This window comes from Mucilaginibacter pankratovii (assembly GCF_014773265.1).
Lineage (GTDB): Bacteria > Bacteroidota > Bacteroidia > Sphingobacteriales > Sphingobacteriaceae > Mucilaginibacter > Mucilaginibacter pankratovii.
Genome location: NZ_JACWMY010000002.1, coordinates 468,916 through 493,236, shown reverse-complemented (window position 1 = coordinate 493,236; position 24,321 = coordinate 468,916). Strand labels below are relative to the sequence as shown.

The window sequence follows — 24,321 nt, the reverse complement described above, 5'->3', positions numbered from 1 at the left end:
CTTTGTAATGTAACCAGTTAACCGAACGAACCAATTTTTTTAACCCAATAATTAATACCGCAAAACGCGGCATATAATAAACTGCTATGCATATTTTTAAAACCAACGATAAAGTTATTGTAAAACACTCGGGCCTGCTTTACAGCTCGCCGGAATGGAACTGGGACAGTTTTATAAACCGGGAAGGGCTGCATAACGCGGTGCTGAATGATATTCAAAACCTACCCGCCAATCCTGCATTATCGGCCGACCTGGAGAACCCGGGCGCACCTATTGGTAACCAGGAGATCTGGGCATCGGGCGTAACCTATCTGCGCAGTATGGATGCTCGTATGGAAGAATCTAAAGACGCCGGTGGCGGCGATTTCTACTCAAGGGTTTACAACGCCGAACGCCCCGAAATATTTTTTAAATCTCCGGGCTACCGCGCGGTTGGTACAGGCGGAACCGTACGCATCCGTAAGGATTCGAAATGGAACGTCCCCGAGCCGGAACTCGTGCTTTTTATTTGCAGTACAGGTGCTATCGAAGGGTACATGATAGGTAATGATATGTCATCAAGGGATATTGAAGGCGAAAACCCCCTGTACCTGCCACAGGCAAAATCATATGATGGCGCGGCAGCCGTGGGCCCTTGCCTTTATGTGCCGGGTGCGCCGATCTCTCACGATACTAAGATCCAACTGGAGATTTTAAGGGGCGATGAGCAAATGTTTGCTGATGAAATTTTGATCAGCAGGATGAAACGTGCCCACCAGGAACTGGCAAAATACCTTTTTATGGAAATGTCTTTCCCGGTTGGTGCATACCTGATGACAGGTACAGGCATTGTACCGCCCGATTCGTTCACGCTGAATTATGGCGATGTTATCAATATCACCATCAGCAATATAGGCACACTTACAAACCGGGTAGGGGAATAATGATGATGAATTTCGAAGGCAAGCAACTGATAGACGGCCAAAGTATCACTTCGGGCATCGAATATTTTTATGCGGTGAACCGTACTTCGGGAGAAAACCTCGACCTGCGCTTTTTCAATGCCTCGGCAGAAGATATCACCATGGCTGTGGCTGCCGCACAAAGGGATTTTGTAATAACCCGGAATAAAACGGGTATAGAAAAAGCCCGTTTTTTAGATGCAATTGCATTGGAATTGGAAAAGGCCGGCCCGCAGCTCATTCAAATGGCCTGCCTGGAAACCGCGCTAACCACTGTGCGGATAGAGGGCGAACTGGCCCGCACCATAAACCAGGCTAAGTTGTTCGCTAAGTTGTTGAGAGAAGGCAATTGGGTGGACGCCAAAATAGATACCGGCGACCTACAGCGCAAACCCGCGCCAAGGCCAGATATCCGCTCGATGCAGCGGCCAATTGGACCGATAGCAGTATTTGGAGCCAGTAACTTCCCGCTTGCCTTTTCGGCCGCCGGCGGAGATACGGTGAGCGCGATAGCTGCAGGCTGCCCCGTGGTGTTTAAAGCCCATCCAGGCCATCCGGCAACCTGCGAAATAGTAGGTAAGGCTATAGTTGCGGCATGTGTTGCCAGTGACATGCCGCCGGGGTATTTCTCCCTGCTTCAGGGCGAGAGGGCGGAGGTGGGCATAGCACTTACCAATAGCCCTGCAATTAAAGCAATTGCTTTTACAGGCTCTTATCGCGTTGGAAAATTAATATTCAACGCTGCCGCTGCAAGGCCCGAGCCTATCCCGGTTTTTGCCGAAATGGGAAGCAGTAATCCTGTTTTTGTATTGCCGCAAGCGTTAAAAGAGCGGCGCAGTACTATAGCTGCTGGTTATGTAAACGCGCTTACCCTCGGAGTTGGGCAGTTTTGCACAAACCCGGGTTTGTTGATACATGAATCAGATAACAACGATGTGTTATTCCACCAGGAATTAACAAATAATATAAATGCTGCCCCGGGTGGGGTAATGTTAACGCAGGCAATAACCGGCGCATACCGTGCTGGTGTGTCAATCAGAAGCGCCATTAAGGAATTGCAAATCCTTGCAGAAGGGGAGGTGACGAATGATCCGCAGCGCCAGTCGCCCGTGCTCTTCAAAACAAGCTTACAAGAGTTTAACCAGCACCCGCAACTGGAAGAAGAATTGTTTGGTCCGTCTGCGATAGTGATAACCACTACCTCTCCATCAGAAATGGTAGCCTTTGTAGAAGGCCTGTCTGGCCATCTTACTGCAACCGTACATGGCACCGAAGACGAGCTCCCGGCATATAAAACCCTGCTGGATGTACTGGAAACTAAAGTTGGCCGGCTTATTATCAACGGCTACCCAACCGGTGTGGAAGTGGTAGAACCCATGGTCCACGGCGGCCCTTACCCTGCTACAACTGATGCCCGCAGTACGTCTGTAGGCACCGGGGCAATTTACCGCTTCACCAGGCCGGTTTGTTACCAGGGTATGCCGCAGGCTTTACTGCCCGATGAATTAAAAGATAGTAACGTGCTTGGGATTTGGCGCCGGGTAAACGGCAATTTCAACAATACCTCTATATAAACTAATAATAAAAGAATAAACAATGTCACAATTTAGAAGTTCGGATTGGTTTGGAAAAACAGGAAAAATGGGTTTTTTCTACAGAAGCTGGATGAAAAACCAGGGAATGCCTACCGACATGTTTGACGGCAGGCCGGTAATTGGCATATGCAACACCTGGTCGGAATTAACGCCATGTAACGCCCATTTTCGCGATATAGCAGAATCTGTTAAGCGTGGCGTATTGGAGGCAGGTGGTTTCCCGGTAGAATTCCCCATTATGTCGCTGGGCGAAACACTGCTTAAACCAACCGCAATGCTTTTTAGGAATTTGGCCAGTATGGATGCCGAGGAGTCGATCCGTGGAAACCCTATTGATGGGGTGGTACTGCTTACCGGCTGCGATAAAACTACACCATCAACCATGATGGGTGCTGCGAGTGTTGGCTTGCCAACCATTGTGGTACCGGGCGGCCCGATGCTGAACGGCAAGTACCGTGGCACCGATATCGGATCGGGAACGGCGGTTTGGAAACTGACAGAGGACCTGAAAACGGGGAAAATAACCAATGATGATTATCTTTTTGCCGAGTCCTGCATGTCGAGAAGCGCAGGGCATTGTATGACAATGGGCACGGCTTCAACCATGGCGTGTATGGTAGAATCCCTTGGGATGTGCCTATCGCAGGGCGCGGCCACCCCGGCAGTAGATTCGAGGAGGAAAGTGATAGCACAATTATCCGGCAGGCGCATTGTCGAGATGGTGAAAGAAGGGTTAACCATATCAAAAATACTTACCCGTTCGGCTTTTGAAAATGCAATTAAAGTAAACGCCGCAATTGGCGGTTCTACCAATTTCATTATACATCTCACCGCAATTGCCGGGCGGGTTGGTGTTGATCTGAGTATCGACGATTTCGACAAGCTGGGAAGCAAGATCCCATTGTTGCTAAACCTCATGCCATCGGGCAAATACCTGATGGAAGATTTTTACTATGCAGGTGGCTTGCCGGTGATATTGAAAGAACTGAGTAAAGAACTGGATATGGGCGCGATAACCGTGACAGGTAAATCTCACGCGGAGAATATAAGCGATAACAGTACCTGTTATAATAATGAAGTTATAGCCGGTTACAATAACCCCATTATCCCCGAGGCAGGCATAGCTGTTTTAAAAGGCAACCTGGCCATTAACGGCGCGGTTATCAAACCCTCCGCAGCAACACCGGCGCTGATGCAGCACACCGGCAGGGCGGTGGTTTTTGAAACGATGGAAGATTACCACGCCAGAATTGATGACCCGGAGCTTGATATAGACGAAACCTGCGTAATGGTGCTGAAAGGCGTTGGCCCGGTAGGCTACCCGGGTATGCCCGAAGTGGGAAACATGATACTCCCTCAGAAACTACTGGAAAAAGGTGTTAGAGACATGGTGAGGATCTCCGACGGGCGGATGAGCGGTACTGCTTATGGTACAGTTATACTACATGTATCGCCGGAGTCGGCCATTGGCGGAAACCTGGCATTGGTAGAAAACGGTGATATGATTTGCCTGGATGTACCTGCAAGAAGAATTGACCTGCTGGTTGATGATGCCGAACTGGACCGACGGAGGCTGTTGTGGCAGAAACCAGCTTACCATACCGATAGGGGGTATGTATCGATGTACCAGCGCCATGTGCAGCAGGCCGATAAAGGGGCCGATCTTGATTTCCTGGTAGGGAATTCCGGGTCGGTTGTAACGCGCGATTCTCATTAATAAGATAGAGCTGATTAGCCATGATGATATTTGTACTCATCTTTTGTATTCTGCTGCTGGTAACGCTTATAACCTGGGCAAAGGTTAACGCATTCCTTGCCTTTATCATCGTGGCGCTGCTGGCTGGTTGCCTGTTCGGCATGCCGTTCGCAAAAGTTATCGCTTCGATAAATAAAGGGCTTGGCGATACTTTGGGGTCGGTGGCCATTATTATAGTATTAGGGGCCATGCTGGGTAAACTGGTTGCCGAAAGCGGTGCCGCCCAGCGCATCGCCCATTTTATGCACGACCTGTTTGGAGCCAAGTACGTAACCTATGCCATGGCGCTAACCGGCTTTATTGTAGGTATCCCGCTGTACTACAACGTAGGGTTTATACTGTTGGTGCCTATTATTTTTTCAGTTGCTTCCAGCTACCGCTTGCCCCTGCTGTATGTAGGTATGCCAATGCTTACGGCTTTATCTGTAATGCATGGCTTTTTACCACCGCATCCATCGCCAATGACGCTTATCAGCGTTTTTCATGCGGATATCATTAAAACATTTGGCTACGGCTTGGTGATCGCTATCCCGGCTATAATCATTGCGGGGCCAATATTTGCAGGCACACTAAAAAATATAGGATCAAAAGGTTTGAGGTTTGCAAACAGCCAGGCCCCGTTGCCCGATAACGAATTACCGGGTATTGCTAACAGTATCTTATCCTCGCTTTTACCTGTGATCCTCATCTGCCTGGCATATGTGCTGCCGGTACTTTTTGTGGCGCCGCCCGTAATAAAAACTATAGCACAATGGCTGGGCGAACCAATTATTGCCATGCTGCTCACTGTAGTTATCAGCACCTATACCCTCGGCCTGCAAAAAGGGCGGCCCCTGGCTAAGATAATGGAAGGGTATGTGTGCGCCGTAAAAGATATAGCCATGGTGTTGCTCATTATAGGCAGTGCCGGGGCGCTAAAGCAAATATTTGTAGATAGCCGGCTAAGTGATGCGCTTGCTGTAATGCTGGTACAAAGCGCAATGCCGCCTTTGTTACTTGCCTGGCTGGCAACAGCCTGTTTACGCCTTTGCCTGGGCTCGGCCACCGTAGCTGGGGTAACTGCCGCTGGTGTTTTATTTCCAATTGCACAGCATGCAGGGATCAATACCAATTTGCTGGTGCTGGCTATTGGCGCCGGCAGCTTATTTGGCTCGCATGTAAATGATACGGCCTTTTGGCTCTGCAAGGAATATTTCGGGCTGTCAGTAAAAGAAACGCTGCGCTCGTGGACGGTGATGGAAAGCCTGGTATCGGTGATCGGCCTTGCGGGCGTATCGGCACTAAATTGTTTACTATAAAATATATCATTCAATAAATGTGCATTAAACCAATTAACAACTAAACCCCTACATCAACATGAAGAAAAAACTACATTAAAACCAAAAAAAGGCGCTTAAAGCGCCACTTAGAAAGGGCTTTTTCGCATTTACCAATTTTTGAGGAAGAGTTAAATTAAGAAGTTACCAAATTAAATAAACCTAAAATTATGAGAAAAAAGATTAAAGCATCACAGATGCTGCTATCTGTTGCGATAAGTGTTGTTTGTACACTTATCGTCGCGGTAGATTCAAAGGCTGCGAGTGCCGTCGGTTCAGCTATCGGCATGGAAATGAGTGTGCTAACAGTTAGCGGAAAAGTGCTCGATGAAAAAGGTGCCCCGCTTGTTGGCGTTAGCGTAAGCGAAAAAGGAACCAGCAACGGCGCAATGACCGATGTTAATGGTAATTACAGAATACAGGTATCTGGCGACAATGCCATATTGTTATTCAGTTACGTAGGATACCTACCCAAAACAGAGCCACTTAACGGTCGCAGTACGCTTAACATTACACTCGAACCAAGGTCAAACGCTATCAGCGAGATAGTGGTAACGGCCCTGGGCATTAAGCGCGAATCGAAAAAATTAGGCTATGCGGCAGAAAACGTGCGCGTAGGCGAAATTACAACCAACCGGTCTACAAACTTTATTAACTCGCTTGAAGGGAAAGTAGCCGGTTTAGATATTTCACCACCATCAGCAGGCCCGGGCGGAAGTACTAAGATCAGGCTGCGGGGACAATCTTCCTTTACCGGCGACAATTCTCCTTTGATCGTGATCAACGGCCTGCCAATGTCTCAAAGCCCATCCCCAACCAACGGTTACACTCAGTCGGTAGATCTTGGCGATAATATGCAGCAAATAAACCCGGACGATATCGAATCGATGACGATTTTGAAAGGGGCCACCGCAGCAGCGCTTTATGGCTCCAGGGCAAGCAACGGTGCCATTATCATCACTACAAAAAGTGGCAACAAAAACACCGGTATAGGTGTTGAGTTTACCTCAAACTTTACCCAAAACCAGGCACTTGATTTTACCGACTTTCAGTATGAGTACGGACAGGGCGAAAATAACGTTCGGCCCAAAACGCAAGGACAGGCACAAAGCTCGGGCGCATGGAGTTTTGGTGAGAAATTTGATAATGCACTTACGTACCAGTTTGATGGGGTACAACGCCCCTACGCTCCTGAGAAAAACCGTATAAGCAAATTCTTCCGGCTTGCCAACGCTTGGTCTAATACCATCGCATTCTCCGGCGGTAATGACAAGGGCAGCTTCAGGTTCTCTTATTCTAATCAGGATGCCCAAGGCATCGTACCCAATAATGATTACCATAAAAAAATCTTTAACCTGGGCATGAACTACAATTTTACGTCTAAATTGTCTGCACAGATCTATATGAATTATGATCACGAGAATAACAAAAACCCGCCGGTAATAGGAATTCAGGGGTCATCGGTTACCAACTACATGTATCGTTATTCCAACTCGGTTAGTTTAGATGTGTTAAAGGCAGCAGCGGTTGATGCTAACGGTAACGAAACGCCTACATCGCGTTTTACTACCCTTACTAACCCGTACTGGATAATGAACAAACAATTTACTAGGCAAACCAAAGATCACCTTTTGGGTACAGCAAGCCTGCGCTATCAATTTTTTGATTGGCTTTACCTGCAGGGCCGTGTGAATATGGAATACAGCACTTCGTTTTACGAACAAAATGCGCCAACGGGTACTTTGGCGAATGCTGCTGCGCCGGCGGGCCTCTATAATGGCAGTTATAACTCAAATGATAACAGCTACCGTGCATTAAACGCCGACTTTTTATTAGGTGGTGGCCACAAATGGGGAGACTTTTCTTTTGATGCCACTGTGGGCGGAAATACTTTCCCTCAGTCATCGCAAGGGTACAACGTATCGGCAACGAACTTTTATGTAAGGGACTTTTACACACTTGGTAATGGCGTAACCAACACAGCCACCTTTGGCGTTACCAAGTCTACAGTTAACTCACTTTACGGAACTGCGGAGTTTGGTTATAAATCATATTTATTCATAAACCTGACGGGCCGTAACGACTGGTTCTCGGTGTTAAGCCCTGAGAATAACCACTATTTTTATCCTTCGATAAGCGGCAGTTTTGTGTTTTCGGAAATGTTCAAAACCCTCCCTTCATGGCTTTCATTTGGAAAGATCAGGGCCAGCTATGCCGATGTGGGCAGTGCAAACGGTGCCAATCCGTATAGTAATTCGCTTACGTACACCGTTTCTCCCAACAGCTTTAATGGGCAGCCACTTGGCAGTATCAGTAACACCGCCACCCCAAATCCGAACTTAAAACCTTTTAGCCTAAAAGAAAAGGAGATTGGGTTTGAGTTGAGAATGTTTAACAGCCGCGTGAACCTGGATGTTGCTGCGTATGAAAAGCGTACAACTAACCAAATCCTGGGTGTTGCCATTTCCAATGCATCAGGCTATACAAGTACAATTGTAAACCTGGGCGAATCAAAAACCCGTGGTATGGAGTTCCAACTGGAATTAGTGCCGGTGAAAACTCAGAACTTTACATGGCGCTCGGCATTCAACACAGCCTTAAATACCACCAAAGTGCTGGCTTTAGCAAACGGACAACAGCAGTTTACAATCGGTACCGGTGAGTTTTTTGGTTCAATAGTTCACCAGGTTGGCCTTCCGTATAACCAAATCCTGGGTTCTACCTACCGGAGGGATGCTAACGGTAAAATTATCGTATCCGGAGGTAAACCGGTAGCAAGTGCCACACCGGTTCTTTTCGGCAGTGCATTACCTAAAGCTACCGGCGGTTGGGTAAATACATTTACTTATAAAAAGTTTACGCTGTTGGCTCATATAGATTATAAAGCCGGTGGTAAACTATTATCAAGTTCCGCCCTGAATTTCCTGAGAGAAGGTTTATCCAAAGAGTCATTGGTTGGCCGGGAAGGTGGGGTGAAGTTTGATGGCGTAAATGCCGATGGTACACCTAACACTACGGCTGTGAATGCTGAGGACTTTTATGCCAATTATCGTTCGCAGAACATCCTGGATCCTTTTATTTATAAATCAGATTTTATTAAGCTGAGAAATGTTTCGTTAAGCTATGATTTTTCGAAGATGGTGAAAGCTAAATTTATCAAGGGGTTGGTGCTTTCTGCAGTTTGCCACAACGTACTTATTATCAAAAAGTATACGCCAAATATCGACCCTGAGGCTATATCATCAAGCGGCGATATTTTAGCCGGTTACGAGCAGAGTTCGCTACCAACAACGCGGACTTACGGATTTAACCTTAACGTCAAATTTTAAACGAGTAAATTATGAAAAAGTTTATAAAAATTATATTGTCTGCTGCTTGCCTTTGTTCCGCAGTAAGTTGCGATAAAGGATTTAGAGAGCTGAATATTAATCCAAACAATACAACCAGCCTCGACCCTGGCATATTGTTTTCTAACGCAGAGCTATTAACCTATGCGTCTTTAATGGAAACCGAGGCAACCGTTGTACAACAGTTTATCGACCCTTTTGGTGGAATTACCTCGGCGTTTAACTTCAATGTATTGAATCAAACGTATACGGTAATACGGTGGAATAATACGTACCCAAACAGCGTGAAACTGCTTGAACAAATCTTGTCTCAAACCAAGGCGGATGCCGCGCGGACTAACTTATACAACGAGGCGAGGATATTGAGAGCCTATAATTATATGACACTGGTTGATACGTATGGTGATGTGCCATATAGCCAGGCCGGCCAAGGTTACTTAAACTCAGTTCTTTTGCCAAAGTACGATAAACAACAGGATATTTATACCGATCTGGTAAACGAAATAACCACGGCAACTGCTGCCTTAGATGCTACAAAAGACGTAGTAAAAGGTGATGTTTTCTTCGGCGGTAACGTCCCGCAATGGAAGAGGTTGGGCTATTCCCTATTGTTACGTATAGGGATGCGGTATTCTAAAACTGATGCTGCAAAAGCAAAAACTATTGTACAGGCTGCATTTGCAGGCGGCGTAATGCAATCCAATGCTGATAACTGTTATTTAAAATATAACAGTACTTACCCTAACCCGGTTACGCAACAAATTCAGCAATTAACCAATACCTATTACCTGGCCGAGCCGTTTGTTACCCAGTTAAAAACAACCGGCGACCCAAGGCTAAAGTACATTTCTGCAATTTATGCCGACCCGGGAAAAGCGTTGTCGCTTTCTCCTGATACCGCATCTGCTAACCAATTTGGCTTGCCGATAGGGTATGATAGTGGTACTTTGCCATCAGCGCCCGGTTTTCGCGGCAGTAGTGGTTCTGGCTTTAAATATTCGCAGGTTAATTACAGTGTATTTGGGAAAATAACCGCGCCCCAGTTTTTTATAACGTATGCGCAAACTCAGTTACTATTGGCCGAAGCAACATTCAGGGGGTACATTTCGGGCACCACAAGCACTTTCTATAACAATGGTGTTAAGGCTGCCATGGATCAATTTGCAGCCTACGATGCCGCTGCAGTGATACCCGGCAGTACCGAAGATGCTTTCCTAAATAACCCGCTGAATGCATATTCTGATGCGAACGCTTTGCGGCTCATCAATACGCAGTATTGGATAACCTCGTTTGGCAACGGTGCAGAATCATGGGCCAATTTCAGGAGAAGCGGCTTCCCGGCATTAGCGCCTAATACGTACCCTGGTAAGCAAATAAAGGGGAGCTTTGTACGCAGGTATACTTATCCGCAAACCGAAGCTTCTATTAACGCAGATAATTACCGGGCGGCTGTTACAAGTATAGGCGGTTCGGATGACCTGGATACTCCTGTGTTTTGGGATAAATAACAATAATATCACCCCTAACTATTATTCTTTTAACGCCCCGGTACCGGTTGGTTCCGGGGCGTTTTTTTGATCAAAGTAATCTTCGGTCTAATTTTATGGTGATCTAAATCTGCAGGCAGCTACTGTAACTAATTCACCGGGGTTTAATATTTCACCATCTGTTGCGTCCAGGTTGGGCCTCCAATAGTAAAAATACCATTCCGGAAAAATACCGGCTCAATACCTAACTGTGGCCTCGGCGAATAATTCTCGTCAGTTGGTGTAAAGGTTCGGCCATTATAAAATGTGTAATGGCACGAGCTCCATAGTTTACCGTCGGGGCCTTCAAAAATTGCATTGTGGCCGGTTTCGGCATAGGGGTCATAGGAATCATCAAATGGTGCTGCAACCTGTGCGGAAGCACCCCGATAGATCGCTTTCCTTGTGCCGAATATAGGTTCGGGCGAAGCTAATTCCCAGGGCCCAAGCGGCGTTTTAGACCGTAAAAGGCCAACCTCGTAACCGCGTGTCCAGGTAGAAAAGAACATATAATATATGCCGTCCCGCTTCAACACAAAGGGGCCTTCTATGCCTCCCCACATCCATTTTGGATTTTCAGGGTCTTTTGCCGAGCGGAATTTTTGAATTTCGCCAATAAGTTTTCCTTTCTGCAGATCTATTTTTGCCTGGAACAAGCCGTTACCACTGCAATACAAATAGGTTTGTCCGTCCTCATCTTCAAATAAAGTTGCGTCGTTGTTGTACTGCGGGGTTAAGGGGCCGTTTACCAATGTGTATGGCCCTTTAATATGGTCAGCTTTAAAAAGCCAAACGCTGTGCGTTTTCATGCCTTTAGGGTCTTCCGCGGTTACTTTTCCGCTGTTTACTGTTAACCAGTATTTGTTTTTTATAAAATGGATCTCGGGTGCCCAAAAGCGACCGTTATAGGGACAATCTGCAGGCAATTTACTTGCGTCGATAAGCCAGGCCTCCTGTTTCCAATGGATAAGATCATCAGATACAAGCAACCTTACCCCGGGAGAGTGGCCCGTCCAAACGGGAAGCGAGGTTCCGGTGCAATACCATTTATTGCCTACTTTTAAAATACAATGGTCGCGCATGCTTATGGAAGTATCGCTTGTAATAGGGTTGGTATATCTAAAGACCCGGGGCTGCTTTTTTGGGGTGTCTTTTTTGCCGATGGTTAAATTTAAATAGGCTGGTCGTTCGCTTGTCGATACGGTTTGAGCATGAAGACTTTGCGCACCCAATAACGTCAGGCACGTTAAAAGGCCGCCTCCGATTGCTTTGCGCTGAAAATGTGTTAACCTGGTTTTCATTTTAAAAATGTATTTAAGTGATATTAAGCGCTAAGGAAGAAGCTGGACTATGGCATACTCAATTAGGATATAAGCGAGGTCCTATCATCCGTTTTCTGTGCGTCTATTTTTTAAAAAGCAATGGAACAAAACTATGCAGGCTACGGCGCCAGGTTTGCCATTCATGAGCCGTTCCGGGCGATTCGTAAGTGGAATACTTAATACCTTGTTTATCCAACATAGCGCGGAACGCACCAATAGACCCGGGGAAGGGGTTAGGCTCTTTGCTGCCCCAGCTCAGGAATAATACCTTAAGCTGTTTGTTGATAGCGGCACCGTCTTTATACTTCCCGTCGAGAAAAGTGTTGGGATCTATAACATCAGCACTTGGATAATTAGGCGTACCACTAAAAGCACCGATAGCCGAGAACTTATCCAGGTTGTTCATGATGATGCGCATGGTTTGATTTGCGCCCATCGAAAGGCCGGCTATCGCCCTATGCTCGCCGTTGGCAATTGTGCGGAACTTTGCATCAACCATGGGTATAATTTCGTTTATCACCACTTCTTCAAATATAGAAACCGGGCGTGCGTTGTTGTCTGTTGTTCCATTTGAAGGTTTGTTTGCGTAACCATTATCCATAACAATGATCATCGGTACGGCCTTTTTATCCGCGATGAGGTTACCAAGTATCAGGTTTGCTTTTCCCTGCGTAGCCCAGCCGGTTTCATCTTCAAAACTGCCATGCTGAAGGTATAGTACAGGGTAACGGGTTTTAGTATTTTCGTTATAACCGGCGGGTGTATAAACAAAGCAGCGTCTCCACAAATTGGTCAGTTTTGAGAAATAGATATTTTCGCTCACCAGGCCGTGCGGTACGTCTTTCAATGCATAAAAATCATGGTCAGTAGCCGGGATCTCAATTCCGCTGCCCAGGCGGCCCGCTCCATAATAGTAAAGGCTGCCCGGGTCGGGAACAGAGGCGCCATCTATATTGAGCTGATAATAATGGAAACCCTCATCCTGTGGGAGCGATTCACCCGTCCAAACGCCTTTTTCATCCTTTACCAGGTCGTACTTTTTACCTCCTAAATCTAACTGCACTTTAGTTGCCTGTGGTGCAGAAATGCTTGCTCTTACCCGGGCTTGGCTATTTACCTGTGGGTATTGCTTACCCGGTTGGTTGGTGGTTGCCGGTTTAAAATCTTCAGCAACCGAAATCTGACCGGATTGCGCCAAACTGTAGCTACCGCTCCAGGCGGTAACTATCAGTATCATGGCTATTTTATAATATAATGGAATTTTTTTCACGTTTTTAGTTTTTGTAAACTGACATCGTTAATTGCAACGCTTGGTATAACGCGGTATGGCTTATTTGTTAAATAGCATAGGTGCAAGTTCGAGCAGGCTTCGGCGCCAGGTTAAAAACTCGTGGGCAGTGTTTTCAGACACATAGGAAACTGCATTATAGCCCGCATCTTTTAGCGCAGTTGCAGCTTTTTTTACTCCTGTTGGGTTCTCCTTGCTGCCGCAACTAATGAAAATAAGCTTGGGTTTTGCTTTGCCGGTAAATTCAGCAGGCGTGTAAACACCGCCGCTAAGTAAAGCGTAGTAATCAAAAACCTCGGGTTTGTTAAGCGTTATGGTATGTGTTTCCATCCCGCCCATTGATAGGCCGGCCATGGCGCGTTGTGCCTTATTCGCAACCGTACGGAAATTAGCATCCACAAAAGGGATAAGTTCATCTGTTAAAACCGTTTGAAAAGGCTCGATCTTAAAATTTCTTATTCCGCCGTACTTAATCTCGTTCGTCATGCCGTAAGTCATTACTATAATAAAGGGTTTTATCTTACCGTCGGCAATCAGGTTATCCATAATTAAATTGGCATGCCCCTGGTTGCTCCATGCGGTTTCATCTTCTCCCCAGCCGTGCTGCAGGTATAATACCGGGTAACGTTTAGATTTATCTGTCCCGTAAGCAGGAGGGGTGTAAACAAATGCTCTGCGTGAGGTGCCCGTACTTTTAGAGGGGAAGAGTATCTGCTGAACATTGCCGTGCGGAACATCTTTTAGCGCGTAAAAATCCTGGTCGTGGGCAGGGATTTCAATGCCGCTCTCCCAACGGGTAGAGCCATAAAAATTCAATGCTCCGGGGTCGTTAAATACACCGCCATCGATGGTAAGGTGGTAATAATGGAATCCTTCGTCCATCGGCCCTTCTGTAGTGCCGGTAAAAGCTCCATCGGCTCCCTTGGTAAGCCTGGTTCCGCCTCTGCCGCCAAGCCCGAGGCTAACCTTAATGCTATCTGCCTTTGGTGCCATGATCCGGAATCGCGCGTACCCCTGCGAGTTCACCTGGGGATATTCTTGCCCTGGCTGATTAACTGTAGAGGGTTTGAAGTCTTCCAGTACCGCGGTCTGGCTGTTTTGGGAATAACAAATACCACTTGCTAACGTGGTTGCTAATACAATAGCTAAACATTTCAGTTTCATTGTTTGATAATTTAAGTTTATAAAATTGGTGGTTTGAATGGTTTAATCGTGAGAGCATGGGGACCAATCACGATATTCAATTTTAGTAATTAATTGTATAAATAACAATTAATTACTTTATTTTTTTTGAGCTATCACCTTTTTATGAAATTTTAGCCCAACAGATACGTGTTTGCTTCTGCTTTTAAAGTTCAAATGGGGAGTGCAGATAGCAATAAAGACCAACTATAATGGTTTAATTTGATTTGAAATTGATTACAATTAAGAAATCAATCGAAATTAAGGACGTTTTTGTAGTTTGACAATGGACGAGAGCAATTGCGCCTGTGGTACCGACTGGACAAAAAGCAGTATATTGAAATTATTTTTAACAATCGATTGTTAATTTGATAAATCCTATTACATTTGTTACCCTATTTAAGTGTATAAAACACAATTAATAAACCAAAAAAACCAATTATGATGAAGCCATGCACCACTATAAGCTTGTGCGTATTCGTGTTTATTACAACCAATTTGGTAGCACAAAACCCTAAGCTAACGCTTGATCTAACTAAACCCGGGGTAACCGTTAGTCGGCAACTTTATGGGTTAATGACCGAAGAGATCAATCATTCATACGACGGCGGCCTATATGGGGAATTGATCAGAAACCGCGTATTTAAGGATAATGCGAAAACACCCGAAGCATGGAGTGTTCTTCAGGAAGGAAATAGCAGTGCTGCTATCCATTTGGTCGCCGGAGATCCCGATAATGTCCCCATGGATCAGCGGGGGCACGCAATCAATAGTGCGCTTACAACCTGCTTGAAACTGGTGGTAGAAACCGATGGTGGGAGAGCAGGAATTGCCAATGAAGGCTATTGGGGTATCCCGGTAAAACCTAATACAACCTACAAAGCTTCTTTTTATATTAAAGGTTTGGGCAGCACACCTCCGCGCCGCCGTCCGGATGGTTCTACGTTAACCCCAAATTCCCCTGTCATCGAAAATAATACCCCCGGGCCGATAACCGTAAGCATAGAAAGCAGTGATGGTAAAACCGTTTACGCTTCGGGGATTATTACATTAATTAAAAGCAATTTTTGGAAAAAATACGAACTGCAGTTAACTACTGCATCTGATATAAAACCCACAGCAGATGCCCGTTTTGTGATCTCAACCAATCGCAAGGGCATTTATTACTTTAACCTGGTGTCGTTATTCCCACCGACTTATAATAACCGTGCAAACGGTAACCGGATCGATATCATGAAATTAATGGCCGATATGAAACCGGCTTTTTTAAGGTTTCCGGGCGGTAATTTCCTCGAAGGGCCAAAGTTAACGGACGCTTTTCCCTGGAAGATAACTTTGGGGCCGCTCGAGAGCAGGCCCGGCCATAAAGGCTCATGGGGTTACCATGCAACCGACGGAATGGGATTGCTTGAGTTTTTAGAATGGTGCGAGGACATCAAGATGGAACCTTTGCTGGCTGTATATGCAGGTTACTCGCTCGATGGCGATCATGTAGACGCAGGCCCCTTATTGAAACCTTATATCGAAGATGCCTTAAACGAAATTGAATATATTACAGGAGACATACATACTTATTGGGGCGCAAAGCGTGCGGCCGATGGCCATCCGGCGCCATTTAAGTTACGGTACGTAGAGATTGGTAATGAAGATGGTTTCGACGCATCGGGCAGCTATGATGGGCGTTTTGCGCAATTTAATGATGCTATTAAAGCTAAATATCCAGCTTTAAAATGCATCGCGACAATAGGGGGGAGAGATTTCCTTGGAGTTCGCGGTAAATTAACCATACGTAAACCCGAAATTGTTGACGAGCACTACTATCGTAACGCCTGGGAAATGGAAGAGGATGCCGCCCATTATGATAATTATGATCGGAAAGGCTTTAAAGTATTTGTTGGCGAATGGGCAACACGCGAAGGCGCGCCGACCACTAACCTGAATGCAGCCCTTGGCGATGCCGCGTGGATGACGGGTATGGAGCGTAACTCAGATCTGGTTATCTTGTCGTGCTATGCACCACTTTTCGTAAATGTTAATAAGGCTACCTCTACCGCCCCAAAGGCCTGGCAATGGGACTCTGACCTGATCGGGTATAATGCTTTAACAAGCTTTGGGTCTCCATCGTACTACGTACAAAAAATATTTAGTAACTATATAGGCAACAAGGTTGTGCCTTTAACTGGTGCAAATATCCCAACCCAAACCAGGCCCGCAACTAAAAAAGACAGCGCAGATAAGAAAATGCCGCAGCCTATACCCGGCATGTTTTATGTAGCCACAAAAGATACCAAAACAGGTAAAATATTTTTAAAAGTAGTAAATGCTACAGGCAAGCCGCAGCAGGTTGATATCGAATTAAATGGTGCAACAACGCTCTCTCCCGAAGGTACTATCGTAGTTATAAAAGGGGATAAGCCAGAAGATACCAATACAATTGATGATCCGGAAAAAATAGTCCCTGTTACTTCCGCTGTAAAAGGCCTCGGTAAAAAGTTCACAAGAACATTCGATCCATATTCGGTAAGTGTGCTTCAGATTAACACCATTAAATAGTTAGTAAACGGTTGGTAAGTAATAATTTACGGTGATGAAAATTTATAAAAAAACCTTTGTGCTGTTATGCGGATGCCTGTTTGCCTTAGGCAATTGCCTTGCCCAAAATCCAATTATAAAAAGCATGTTCACCGCAGACCCGGCACCACTGGTTTACAAAGACACCGTTTTTTTATACACCGGCCATGATACCGCAGCCATAGGCGTAAAAGCTTACAAGATGCCCGACTGGCTCGTTTGGTCGTCAACAGACATGGTTAACTGGACCAATCGCGGCCCTTGTGTTTCTACAAAGGATTTTGCCTGGGCTTCGGGCGATGCCTGTGCTGCACAATGCATATACCGCAACGGCAAATTTTATTTTTACGCATCAATAACCCATAAGCAAAACCAGGAAAGCAAAGGCGGCATTGCCATTGGGGTAGCGGTTTCTTCCAGCCCTACTGGTCCGTTTAAAGATGCTTTGGGCAAGGCGCTGGTAACTAATGAGATGACGGTGGATAAACCGCACTCATGGGATGACCTGGATCCTTCGGTATTTATTGACGACGACGGCCAGGCTTACCTGTTTTGGGGAAACGGCAGCTGCAAGTACGCCAAACTGAAAGACAACATGACCGAACTTGATGGACCTATCAAAACTTTTACGCCGACTAATTACACAGAAGCACCATGGATTTATAAACGTAATGGCTTGTATTATCTCGTTTATGCCGCCAATTTCCCCGAGACGATAGAATATAGTACAGCTAAAAATATCAACGGCCCCTGGAGTTATGGCGGCTTAATAGAAGATAAGGTGCCCAATAGCAAAACTACCCATCCCGGTATTATAGATTACAACGGCAAAACTTACTTTTTTTATCATAACGGCATTTTACCCGGCGGCGGCGACTACAGGCGGGCCGTTTGTGTAGATTACCTGACTTATAATACAGACGGAACAATAAATAAAGTGGAACAAACCACACAAGGTGTTGGCCCCGTTAAACGCATTAAATAAACCAGCAAACTTTTACAACATGAGATATTTTTTTGCCCGCATCAGTATAGCTCTCGCCTTTCTTTTTGTCCCCTTTTTAGTTAAGGCGCAAAAGAAAGCTGTTAACCCGGTTATATATGCCGACGTGCCCGATATGAGCATGATTCGTGTTGGCGATACCTACTATATGAGCAGTACAACCATGCACATGAGTCCCGGCGTGCCCATCATGAAATCGAAAGACCTGGTGAACTGGGAATTGATCGGCTATGCCTATGACACACTTGCAACTGTAGATGCACTTACTTTAACCAATGGTAAAAACACCTACGGCCGTGGTTCCTGGGCCAGCAGTCTCCGTTATCATAAGGGTGTTTTCTACGTCACTACTTTTGCCCAAACCACAGGTAAAACCCATATATACACTACAAACAATATCGAAAAAGGGCCATGGAGATCCGTTTCGTTTAAACCAGACCTGCATGACCACTCCTTGTTTTTTGACGACGATGGAAAAGTATACATGGTAACAGGCGGTGGAAAATTAAGGATAGTTGAATTAAACGCAGATGCGTCGGGTATAAAACCCGGCGGAATTGATCAAACCCTGATTGAGAACGCCAGCTTGCCTTCCGGTAATAATGGGGGACTGGGTGCAGAAGGCTCCCAGCTATTTAAGGTAAACGGAAAATATTACCTGTTCAATATCACCTGGCCACGCGGCGGTATGCGTACCGTAGTAATTCACCGTGCCGATAAAATTACCGGCCCCTACGAAGGGCGGGTTGGACTACAGGATAAGGGTGTAGCGCAAGGCGGGTTAATTGATAAACCAGACGGTACATGGTATGCGTACCTATTCCGCGATTTTGGTGCAGTGGGGCGCGTACCTTATTTAGTGCCTGTGAAATGGGAAGATGGGTGGCCGGTGTTAGGCATCAACGGCAAAGTGCCGGATACGCTTGATTTGCCGGTATCGCGTGGCTTACTGCCCGGGATCGTATCCCCGGATGAGTTTACCAGAAAAAAGGGAGAACCGCCGTTACCACTCGCCTGGCAATGGAATCATAACCCTGATAACGCCCTGTGGTCAGTTACGGCGCGCAAAGGTTACTTGCGCCTTACCACCGGTAGGATAGATACAAATTTCTTGATGGCCCGGAATTCGTTAACGCAACGAACCATCGGCCCGGTGTGTACGGGTTCGATAGCGCTCGACGTGTCTAACATGCAAGACGGCGACTTTGCGGGCCTCGGCTTACTGCAGAAAAATTATGGCCTTGTAGGAGTTAAATTAAACGGCAAAAGCAAAACCATTGTAATGGTAAACGCTACTACCGATAAACCCATAGAGGTGCAAAGTATCGTACTAAATCAACAGAAGGTTTTCTTTAAGGCCGAGTGTGTTTTTTCGGATAAAAAGGATGTGGCGAATTTCTTTTACAGCCTTGACGGGAAGGTGTGGACATCTTTGGGAACGCAATTGAAAATGACTTATACTTTACCTCATTTTATGGGCTACAGGTTCGCATTGTTTAATTATGCTACAAAGAAGCCGGGCGGATCAGCCGATTTTGACTATTTCCATATTACAGACAAGGTTTCGGGGGAATAGCTCAATAGTCGATAGCTTTTCAGTACGAAGAAGGCTTTTGGATAGCTATGGAAGTTAAGTGAGGCATAGCCTATAACTTTGCCTTAAGAACTGATGAGATATTTGCTTCTTCTATGAAAAGAATTGTAAATTTAACAATTATAAACCACCTCGTTTTTTTCTTAATAAGCACCTCTATAGGGCGTGATTTGGAGCTGAATTGTCTTTCGGGGCATATTTAGTTTGATATTCCTTGTTCTTTACACGGGTAAATTGCGTTGGGTTACCTATAAAATTGAAAAAGAAATGCATGATAAACCGCTATTTTCAAGTAAATCAGTGTTAAAGCAACTTTTGTCTCGGTTGTGCTTTTCGGTGCTGATGGTATGTATGTTCGTCGGCAGGGCAAATGCGCAGGATATAAAATTTACTTCGATAACATCGAGAGACGGATTGTCATCAAACACTATAAACAGTATATTGAAAGATGATGATGGTTATATGTGGTTTGCCACCCCCGAAGGTGTAGACAGATTTAACGGGCGGGATATTAAAGGCTATGGTTTCAATACGGGTAGGCAGGCCACCTTTCAGGCTAAGGAAGCTACCGCGCTATACAAAGACCGATCTGGTCGCATTTGGGTCGGAACCATGGGAGGAGGCCTTTATTTTTATGACAAAGCGCATGATCAGTTTAATCCTTATACGGTGCTTAGCTATCCCGGCGAAGTATCTAATCAATATATAAGGGCAATATGCGGCGACTCCCTGGGCCGAATATGGCTCGGCACCATCGATGGGATCACCATAGTTGATCTGAAAGCAAAAACAGCCCGCCGGTTTTTTCCGGCAAAAAAACGGGAGGGGCAGCTAATTCCGGAAAGTACCTTGTGTTTGTACAACGATAGGGCAAACAGAATGTGGATAGGTACATCAACCGGTCTCCACTTATACGACCCCAGGACCGGGAGCCTCCTAACGTTTACTCATAACAATAAGGATATAAATAGCATTGTTGACGATAGAGTTAACACTATTACAGAATCGGGCGACGGTAGAATTTGGATAGGCACTTCTAACGGGCTAAGTTGTTTGTCACCTGATCTGCAAACGGTTAAAAATTTCAAATACAGTTCGGTAAATAGTCAGACTTTAAGCGGTAACCTCATTTATAGCGTAGCCATAGCAGATGCCAACCAATTATGGATCGGCACCGAAGGTGGGCTTGATATTATGGATATGCAGACGGGTAACGTAAACCGCTTTAAACACGACGACCGCGAACTATTTAGTATAAACAGCAAATCCATCCGTTGTGTGTATTTAGATCATAATGGTATTTATTGGCTGGGCACTTACGAAGGTGGGATAAATAAATATGATAAAAGCCTCACCTTATTTAATTTAAAGCAAAATAACGGGTATGATCCTAAAAGCTTAAGCAACCCGGTGGTAACATCCCTTGTAGAGAATAGCAAGGGTAATATATATGTGGGAACAGATGGCGGCGGACTTAACCTTTTTGATATAAAAACACGCTTATTTACCCACCTGGAAATTAAGCCAAAAGAAAAAATAAACTCTGCGGGTTTACCGATCTTATGCATGGCCCTTGATGATCATCAACAACTCTGGATCGGTACTTTCCAGAACGGCATATTTGTTTATAACACCCAAACGGGTAATTATAAGCAATTAAAGGCAGGCAATACCACTACAGATATCAACAGTAATGAGATATTTTGCCTGAAGCAAGATAGCAGGGGCAATATGTGGATTGGAACAAACGGCAACGGATTAAATAAATTCAACCCCGTAAGTAAAACATTTCAAAAATATGAGGGCACCTTCGGTTCTTTAGATCAAAAAAGCCTGCCATTAAATGGCTACATCAGGGCAATTGCCGAAGACCGGGAAGGAAATCTTTGGATAGGGTCTGTTGGAACAGGGGTTGCCATTTTAAATCAAAAAACGCAAAAATTCAGGGTGCTGAACTTTGCCAATACCGGTATGGCAATAGACAGGGTTTTTAGTTTATTGGAAGACCGCCTTGGTAATATGTGGATCGGAACCAGTGGCGATGGTTTGTTTTGTTACGATAAAGCTACAAACAAAATAAGTGCGTATTCACAGCGTAACGGGCTTTCAAACGGCGTTATTCATAAAATATTAGAAGATAACCAGGGCCAGATTTGGGTGAGCACTAATAAAGGCATATCAAGTTTTAATAGCAAGCAAAAGAAATTTACAAACTATTCAAAATTTAACGGCTTGCAGAACGCAGCTTTTTCTGATGGCGCAGGATTAAAATATTCAAACGGTTCGCTTTTTTTCGGTGGCGGCGAAGGGCTTAACTACATAAACCCTTCAAAGGACGTAAAATTCAACCAAAACCCACCACCGGTATTTTTAACCGGTTTGCACGCTGATAATAAAGAGGTTATAGCTGGTAAAGATGCACCGATAGACCGCGATGTTTCGGTGGCAAAAGTGATCAGGCTTCATTATAAGCAAGATTTCTCTTTAAGTTATAATGCTATCAATTTCACAATTCCACAGCAAAATAGCTATGCTTACAAACTTGTTGGGTTTAACCCGGATTGGAACTACGTAGGGCAGAGCACTACAGCTTATTTTACCAACCTAAACCCCGGCGAGTACACCTTTATGGTTAAGGCTGCCAATAACAATGGTATTTGGGGCAGCAACGTAGCCCAGGTGCGCATTATTATACGCGCACCCTTCTGGATGACATGGTATGCTTACTTTGCTTATTTAATTGTTATATCTGGCACCCTGCTTTTTATTCGTCACCTGGGTATTAAGAAAGTTAAACGGCAACTCGCTATTGAACAAGAAAGAAAAATAGCCGAAGAAATGCACCAAGTAGATATGATGAAAGTGAAATTTGTTACTAATCTTAGTCATGAATTTCGTACGCCCATTTCGCTTATCATGGCACCGACAGATAAACTGCTTGCACAACACAGCGACCATCAGACCACCAAACAGCTCGCTGTTATTAAAAGGAACAGCCATAGGTTGTTGAATATGGTAGATCAAATGTTGGATTTTCGGAAACTTGAAGAGCATGAAATGAAAATAGCGCTCGCTGATGGGGAAATTACGTCGTTTATAAAAGATGTGGTTGATTCCTTCCATGATCTTTCAGAATCTAAAAACATCCAGCTTAATTACGAGGGTTTATCATATCCTTTATTTGTGAAATTCGACGGAGACAAAATCGAACGGATACTTCTCAATCTTCTCTCCAATGCATTTAAATTTACGCCACCCGGCGGAAAGGTAAGAGTAGAAGTGCTTCAAATTGCTGCAGAAAGCGCTAAAACAACGGTTTCTCTGGCAATTAAGGTAACAGATAACGGCATCGGGATTGAAAAGGAAAACTTGAATAAGATTTTCAACCGGTTTTTCCAGGTGGGCGATCTGTCGGGCGGTTTAAACCAGGGCAGCGGCATAGGGCTTTCAATAGCAAAAGAATTTGCCGAAATGCACGGCGGTAAGATCTTGGTTGATAGCAAACCAGGTAATGGCGCTGTTTTTACGGTGATGCTTGACTTAAGATTGTTTGATCATCAGCCAGTGGAGCAAAAATTGATTGTAACGGCAGAAAAACTGGAAGAAATAGACCACCAGGGCGATGATCTAACTGAACAAGTAAGCACCAATTGCGCCGCAAAACTGCGGGTGCTTGTTATAGAAGATAATGCCGAATTACGATTTTACATTAAAGATAATTTGAAAAGAAACTTTAAAGTTGAAGAAGCGGCAGATGGCAAGGAAGGGTGGGAAAAAGTGCTTTCGTTTCATCCGGACCTGGTTGTAAGCGATATCAGTATGCCCAATATGGATGGCATTTCTTTAACCAGTAAAATTAAAGCGGATAAAAGAACATGTCATATACCGGTTATTTTACTCACCGCGCTTACCGGCGATAGGCAGCAACTGCTTGGATTGGAGACCGGCGCAAATGATTACCTTACAAAGCCGTTTAATTTCGATATCCTAAATATCAAGATCAAAAATCTGTTATCTCAAAATAGTATATTAAAAAATACCTACACCAAGCAGCTTAAGGTTACTCCGGATGAGGTAGAAGTAGAATCGAGCGGCGAGAAATTTCTGAGTAATGCCATCAACTATATAGAAAAAAATCTGACCAACCCCAAATTTTCTATTGTAGACCTAAGCGAGCATCTTGGGATGAGCAGAGGAGCTCTTTACAACAAGATATTTGCCCTTACCGGCCAGCCGCCGGTAGAATTTATCAGGTCGTACAAACTCGACCGCGCCGCATTTTTATTGCTAAAAAGCGACATGACCGTTTCACAAATAGCGTATGAAGCGGGTTTTGGTACACCTCATTACTTTTCAAAATCATTTAGAAATAAATTTGACGTGCTTCCATCGGAATATCGTAAAATGGAATTTAAAGAGGGAGCCTTATCCGGTACACCAGCGGCACAAGAGTAATCTTAGGATCAAACTAAATTTTAACGCCTGGCTATTACCATCTCCCATAATTTAATGTCGATTATACATTTCTTGCAGTAACATGTTAAATAGTGTTACTTAAAGCCTGCCTGTATGAATATTTTTGAAGTGTTAGGATCACCTTAACCCGATTAAGAAGCTAATTCATAACCTTTCAACTATTACTAATTGTCCCTATGCGGTTTGATATGCATAGGCCAGCCTATGCATATAGCTTTAGGGATTAATGATAGACAAGGAGCCGGTATCCCCGGTTGCGTACTGTTGCGCAGCTTAGTTTGTTATCCATAACAATTAATTATAAACCCCGGATATGAGGCATCTGTACACGATTTCTTTTTGCTTGATCTTTCAATTAATTTGCATTTCAACTTTGCTTGCGCAAAATAAGGCAACAACCGATT

Annotated in this window: 13 protein-coding genes; 10 read left to right on the top strand and 3 right to left on the bottom strand. The window is 44.9% G+C overall.

What is annotated here, in order from left to right; all coding sequences use genetic code 11:
- The first annotated feature begins 86 nt into the window (after positions 1 to 86).
- From IDJ77_RS04905 to IDJ77_RS04880, 6 genes are all read left to right on the top strand, one after another.
- Positions 87 to 923, top strand: coding sequence for a fumarylacetoacetate hydrolase family protein (locus IDJ77_RS04905; protein ID WP_191187811.1), 837 nt, complete (start codon positions 87 to 89; stop codon positions 921 to 923).
- Positions 923 to 2,515 (top strand): aldehyde dehydrogenase (NADP(+)), encoded by a 1,593-nt coding sequence (locus IDJ77_RS04900; protein ID WP_224750965.1) that lies wholly within the window; start codon positions 923 to 925, stop codon positions 2,513 to 2,515. Before IDJ77_RS04905 ends, IDJ77_RS04900 begins: the two co-directional genes overlap by 1 nt.
- Positions 2,516 to 2,537: 22 nt before the next feature.
- Positions 2,538 to 4,253, top strand: a complete 1,716-nt coding sequence (locus IDJ77_RS04895) for an IlvD/Edd family dehydratase (protein ID WP_191187810.1) — start codon at positions 2,538 to 2,540, stop codon at positions 4,251 to 4,253.
- A 20-nt stretch (positions 4,254 to 4,273) separates the two neighbouring features.
- Entirely contained in the window at positions 4,274 to 5,590 is a 1,317-nt protein-coding gene (locus IDJ77_RS04890) for a gluconate:H+ symporter (protein WP_191187809.1), read from the top strand.
- A 188-nt stretch (positions 5,591 to 5,778) separates the two neighbouring features.
- On the top strand, positions 5,779 to 8,937 hold the full coding sequence (locus tag IDJ77_RS04885; protein ID WP_191187808.1) for a SusC/RagA family TonB-linked outer membrane protein: 3,159 nt from the start codon (positions 5,779 to 5,781) through the stop codon (positions 8,935 to 8,937).
- Positions 8,938 to 8,948: 11 nt separating this feature from the next.
- Complete coding sequence (locus IDJ77_RS04880) at positions 8,949 to 10,463, top strand: SusD/RagB family nutrient-binding outer membrane lipoprotein (RefSeq protein WP_191187807.1); 1,515 nt, start codon at positions 8,949 to 8,951, stop codon at positions 10,461 to 10,463.
- A 143-nt stretch (positions 10,464 to 10,606) separates the two neighbouring features.
- Here the strand turns inward: IDJ77_RS04880 and IDJ77_RS04875 are convergent, their stop codons facing one another.
- From IDJ77_RS04875 to IDJ77_RS04865, 3 genes are all read right to left on the bottom strand, one after another.
- Entirely contained in the window at positions 10,607 to 11,782 is a 1,176-nt protein-coding gene (locus tag IDJ77_RS04875) for a glycoside hydrolase family 43 protein (protein ID WP_191187806.1), read from the bottom strand.
- A gap of 103 nt (positions 11,783 to 11,885) precedes the next feature.
- Positions 11,886 to 13,073, bottom strand: coding sequence for an alpha/beta hydrolase-fold protein (locus IDJ77_RS04870; protein ID WP_317174304.1), 1,188 nt, complete (start codon positions 13,071 to 13,073; stop codon positions 11,886 to 11,888).
- 60 nt (positions 13,074 to 13,133) lie between these two features.
- Positions 13,134 to 14,255 (bottom strand): alpha/beta hydrolase-fold protein, encoded by a 1,122-nt coding sequence (locus IDJ77_RS04865; RefSeq protein WP_191187805.1) that lies wholly within the window; start codon positions 14,253 to 14,255, stop codon positions 13,134 to 13,136.
- A gap of 459 nt (positions 14,256 to 14,714) precedes the next feature.
- Between IDJ77_RS04865 and IDJ77_RS04860 the strand changes: the two genes are divergently transcribed.
- From IDJ77_RS04860 to IDJ77_RS04845, 4 genes are all read left to right on the top strand, one after another.
- Positions 14,715 to 16,826, top strand: a complete 2,112-nt coding sequence (locus tag IDJ77_RS04860; protein ID WP_224750964.1) for an alpha-L-arabinofuranosidase C-terminal domain-containing protein — start codon at positions 14,715 to 14,717, stop codon at positions 16,824 to 16,826.
- Positions 16,827 to 16,860: 34 nt separating this feature from the next.
- Positions 16,861 to 17,829, top strand: a complete 969-nt coding sequence (locus IDJ77_RS04855) for a glycoside hydrolase family 43 protein (RefSeq protein ID WP_191187804.1) — start codon at positions 16,861 to 16,863, stop codon at positions 17,827 to 17,829.
- A 19-nt stretch (positions 17,830 to 17,848) separates the two neighbouring features.
- Positions 17,849 to 19,423, top strand: coding sequence for a glycoside hydrolase family 43 protein (locus IDJ77_RS04850; RefSeq protein WP_191187803.1), 1,575 nt, complete (start codon positions 17,849 to 17,851; stop codon positions 19,421 to 19,423).
- 318 nt (positions 19,424 to 19,741) lie between these two features.
- Positions 19,742 to 23,896 (top strand): two-component regulator propeller domain-containing protein, encoded by a 4,155-nt coding sequence (locus tag IDJ77_RS04845; RefSeq protein ID WP_191187802.1) that lies wholly within the window; start codon positions 19,742 to 19,744, stop codon positions 23,894 to 23,896.
- Positions 23,897 to 24,321: the final 425 nt, after the last annotated feature.

Coding starts and splice junctions, on each gene's coding strand:
- IDJ77_RS04895 (WP_191187810.1), top strand. CDS start 2,538: ATGTCACAATTTAGAAGTTCGGATTGGTTTGGAAAAACAGGAAAAATG.
- IDJ77_RS04880 (WP_191187807.1), top strand. CDS start 8,949: ATGAAAAAGTTTATAAAAATTATATTGTCTGCTGCTTGCCTTTGTTCC.
- IDJ77_RS04850 (WP_191187803.1), top strand. CDS start 17,849: ATGAGATATTTTTTTGCCCGCATCAGTATAGCTCTCGCCTTTCTTTTT.
- IDJ77_RS04885 (WP_191187808.1), top strand. CDS start 5,779: ATGAGAAAAAAGATTAAAGCATCACAGATGCTGCTATCTGTTGCGATA.
- IDJ77_RS04855 (WP_191187804.1), top strand. CDS start 16,861: ATGAAAATTTATAAAAAAACCTTTGTGCTGTTATGCGGATGCCTGTTT.
- IDJ77_RS04905 (WP_191187811.1), top strand. CDS start 87: ATGCATATTTTTAAAACCAACGATAAAGTTATTGTAAAACACTCGGGC.
- IDJ77_RS04900 (WP_224750965.1), top strand. CDS start 923: ATGATGATGAATTTCGAAGGCAAGCAACTGATAGACGGCCAAAGTATC.
- IDJ77_RS04875 (WP_191187806.1), bottom strand. CDS start 11,782: ATGAAAACCAGGTTAACACATTTTCAGCGCAAAGCAATCGGAGGCGGC.
- IDJ77_RS04860 (WP_224750964.1), top strand. CDS start 14,715: ATGATGAAGCCATGCACCACTATAAGCTTGTGCGTATTCGTGTTTATT.
- IDJ77_RS04865 (WP_191187805.1), bottom strand. CDS start 14,255: ATGAAACTGAAATGTTTAGCTATTGTATTAGCAACCACGTTAGCAAGT.
- IDJ77_RS04890 (WP_191187809.1), top strand. CDS start 4,274: ATGATGATATTTGTACTCATCTTTTGTATTCTGCTGCTGGTAACGCTT.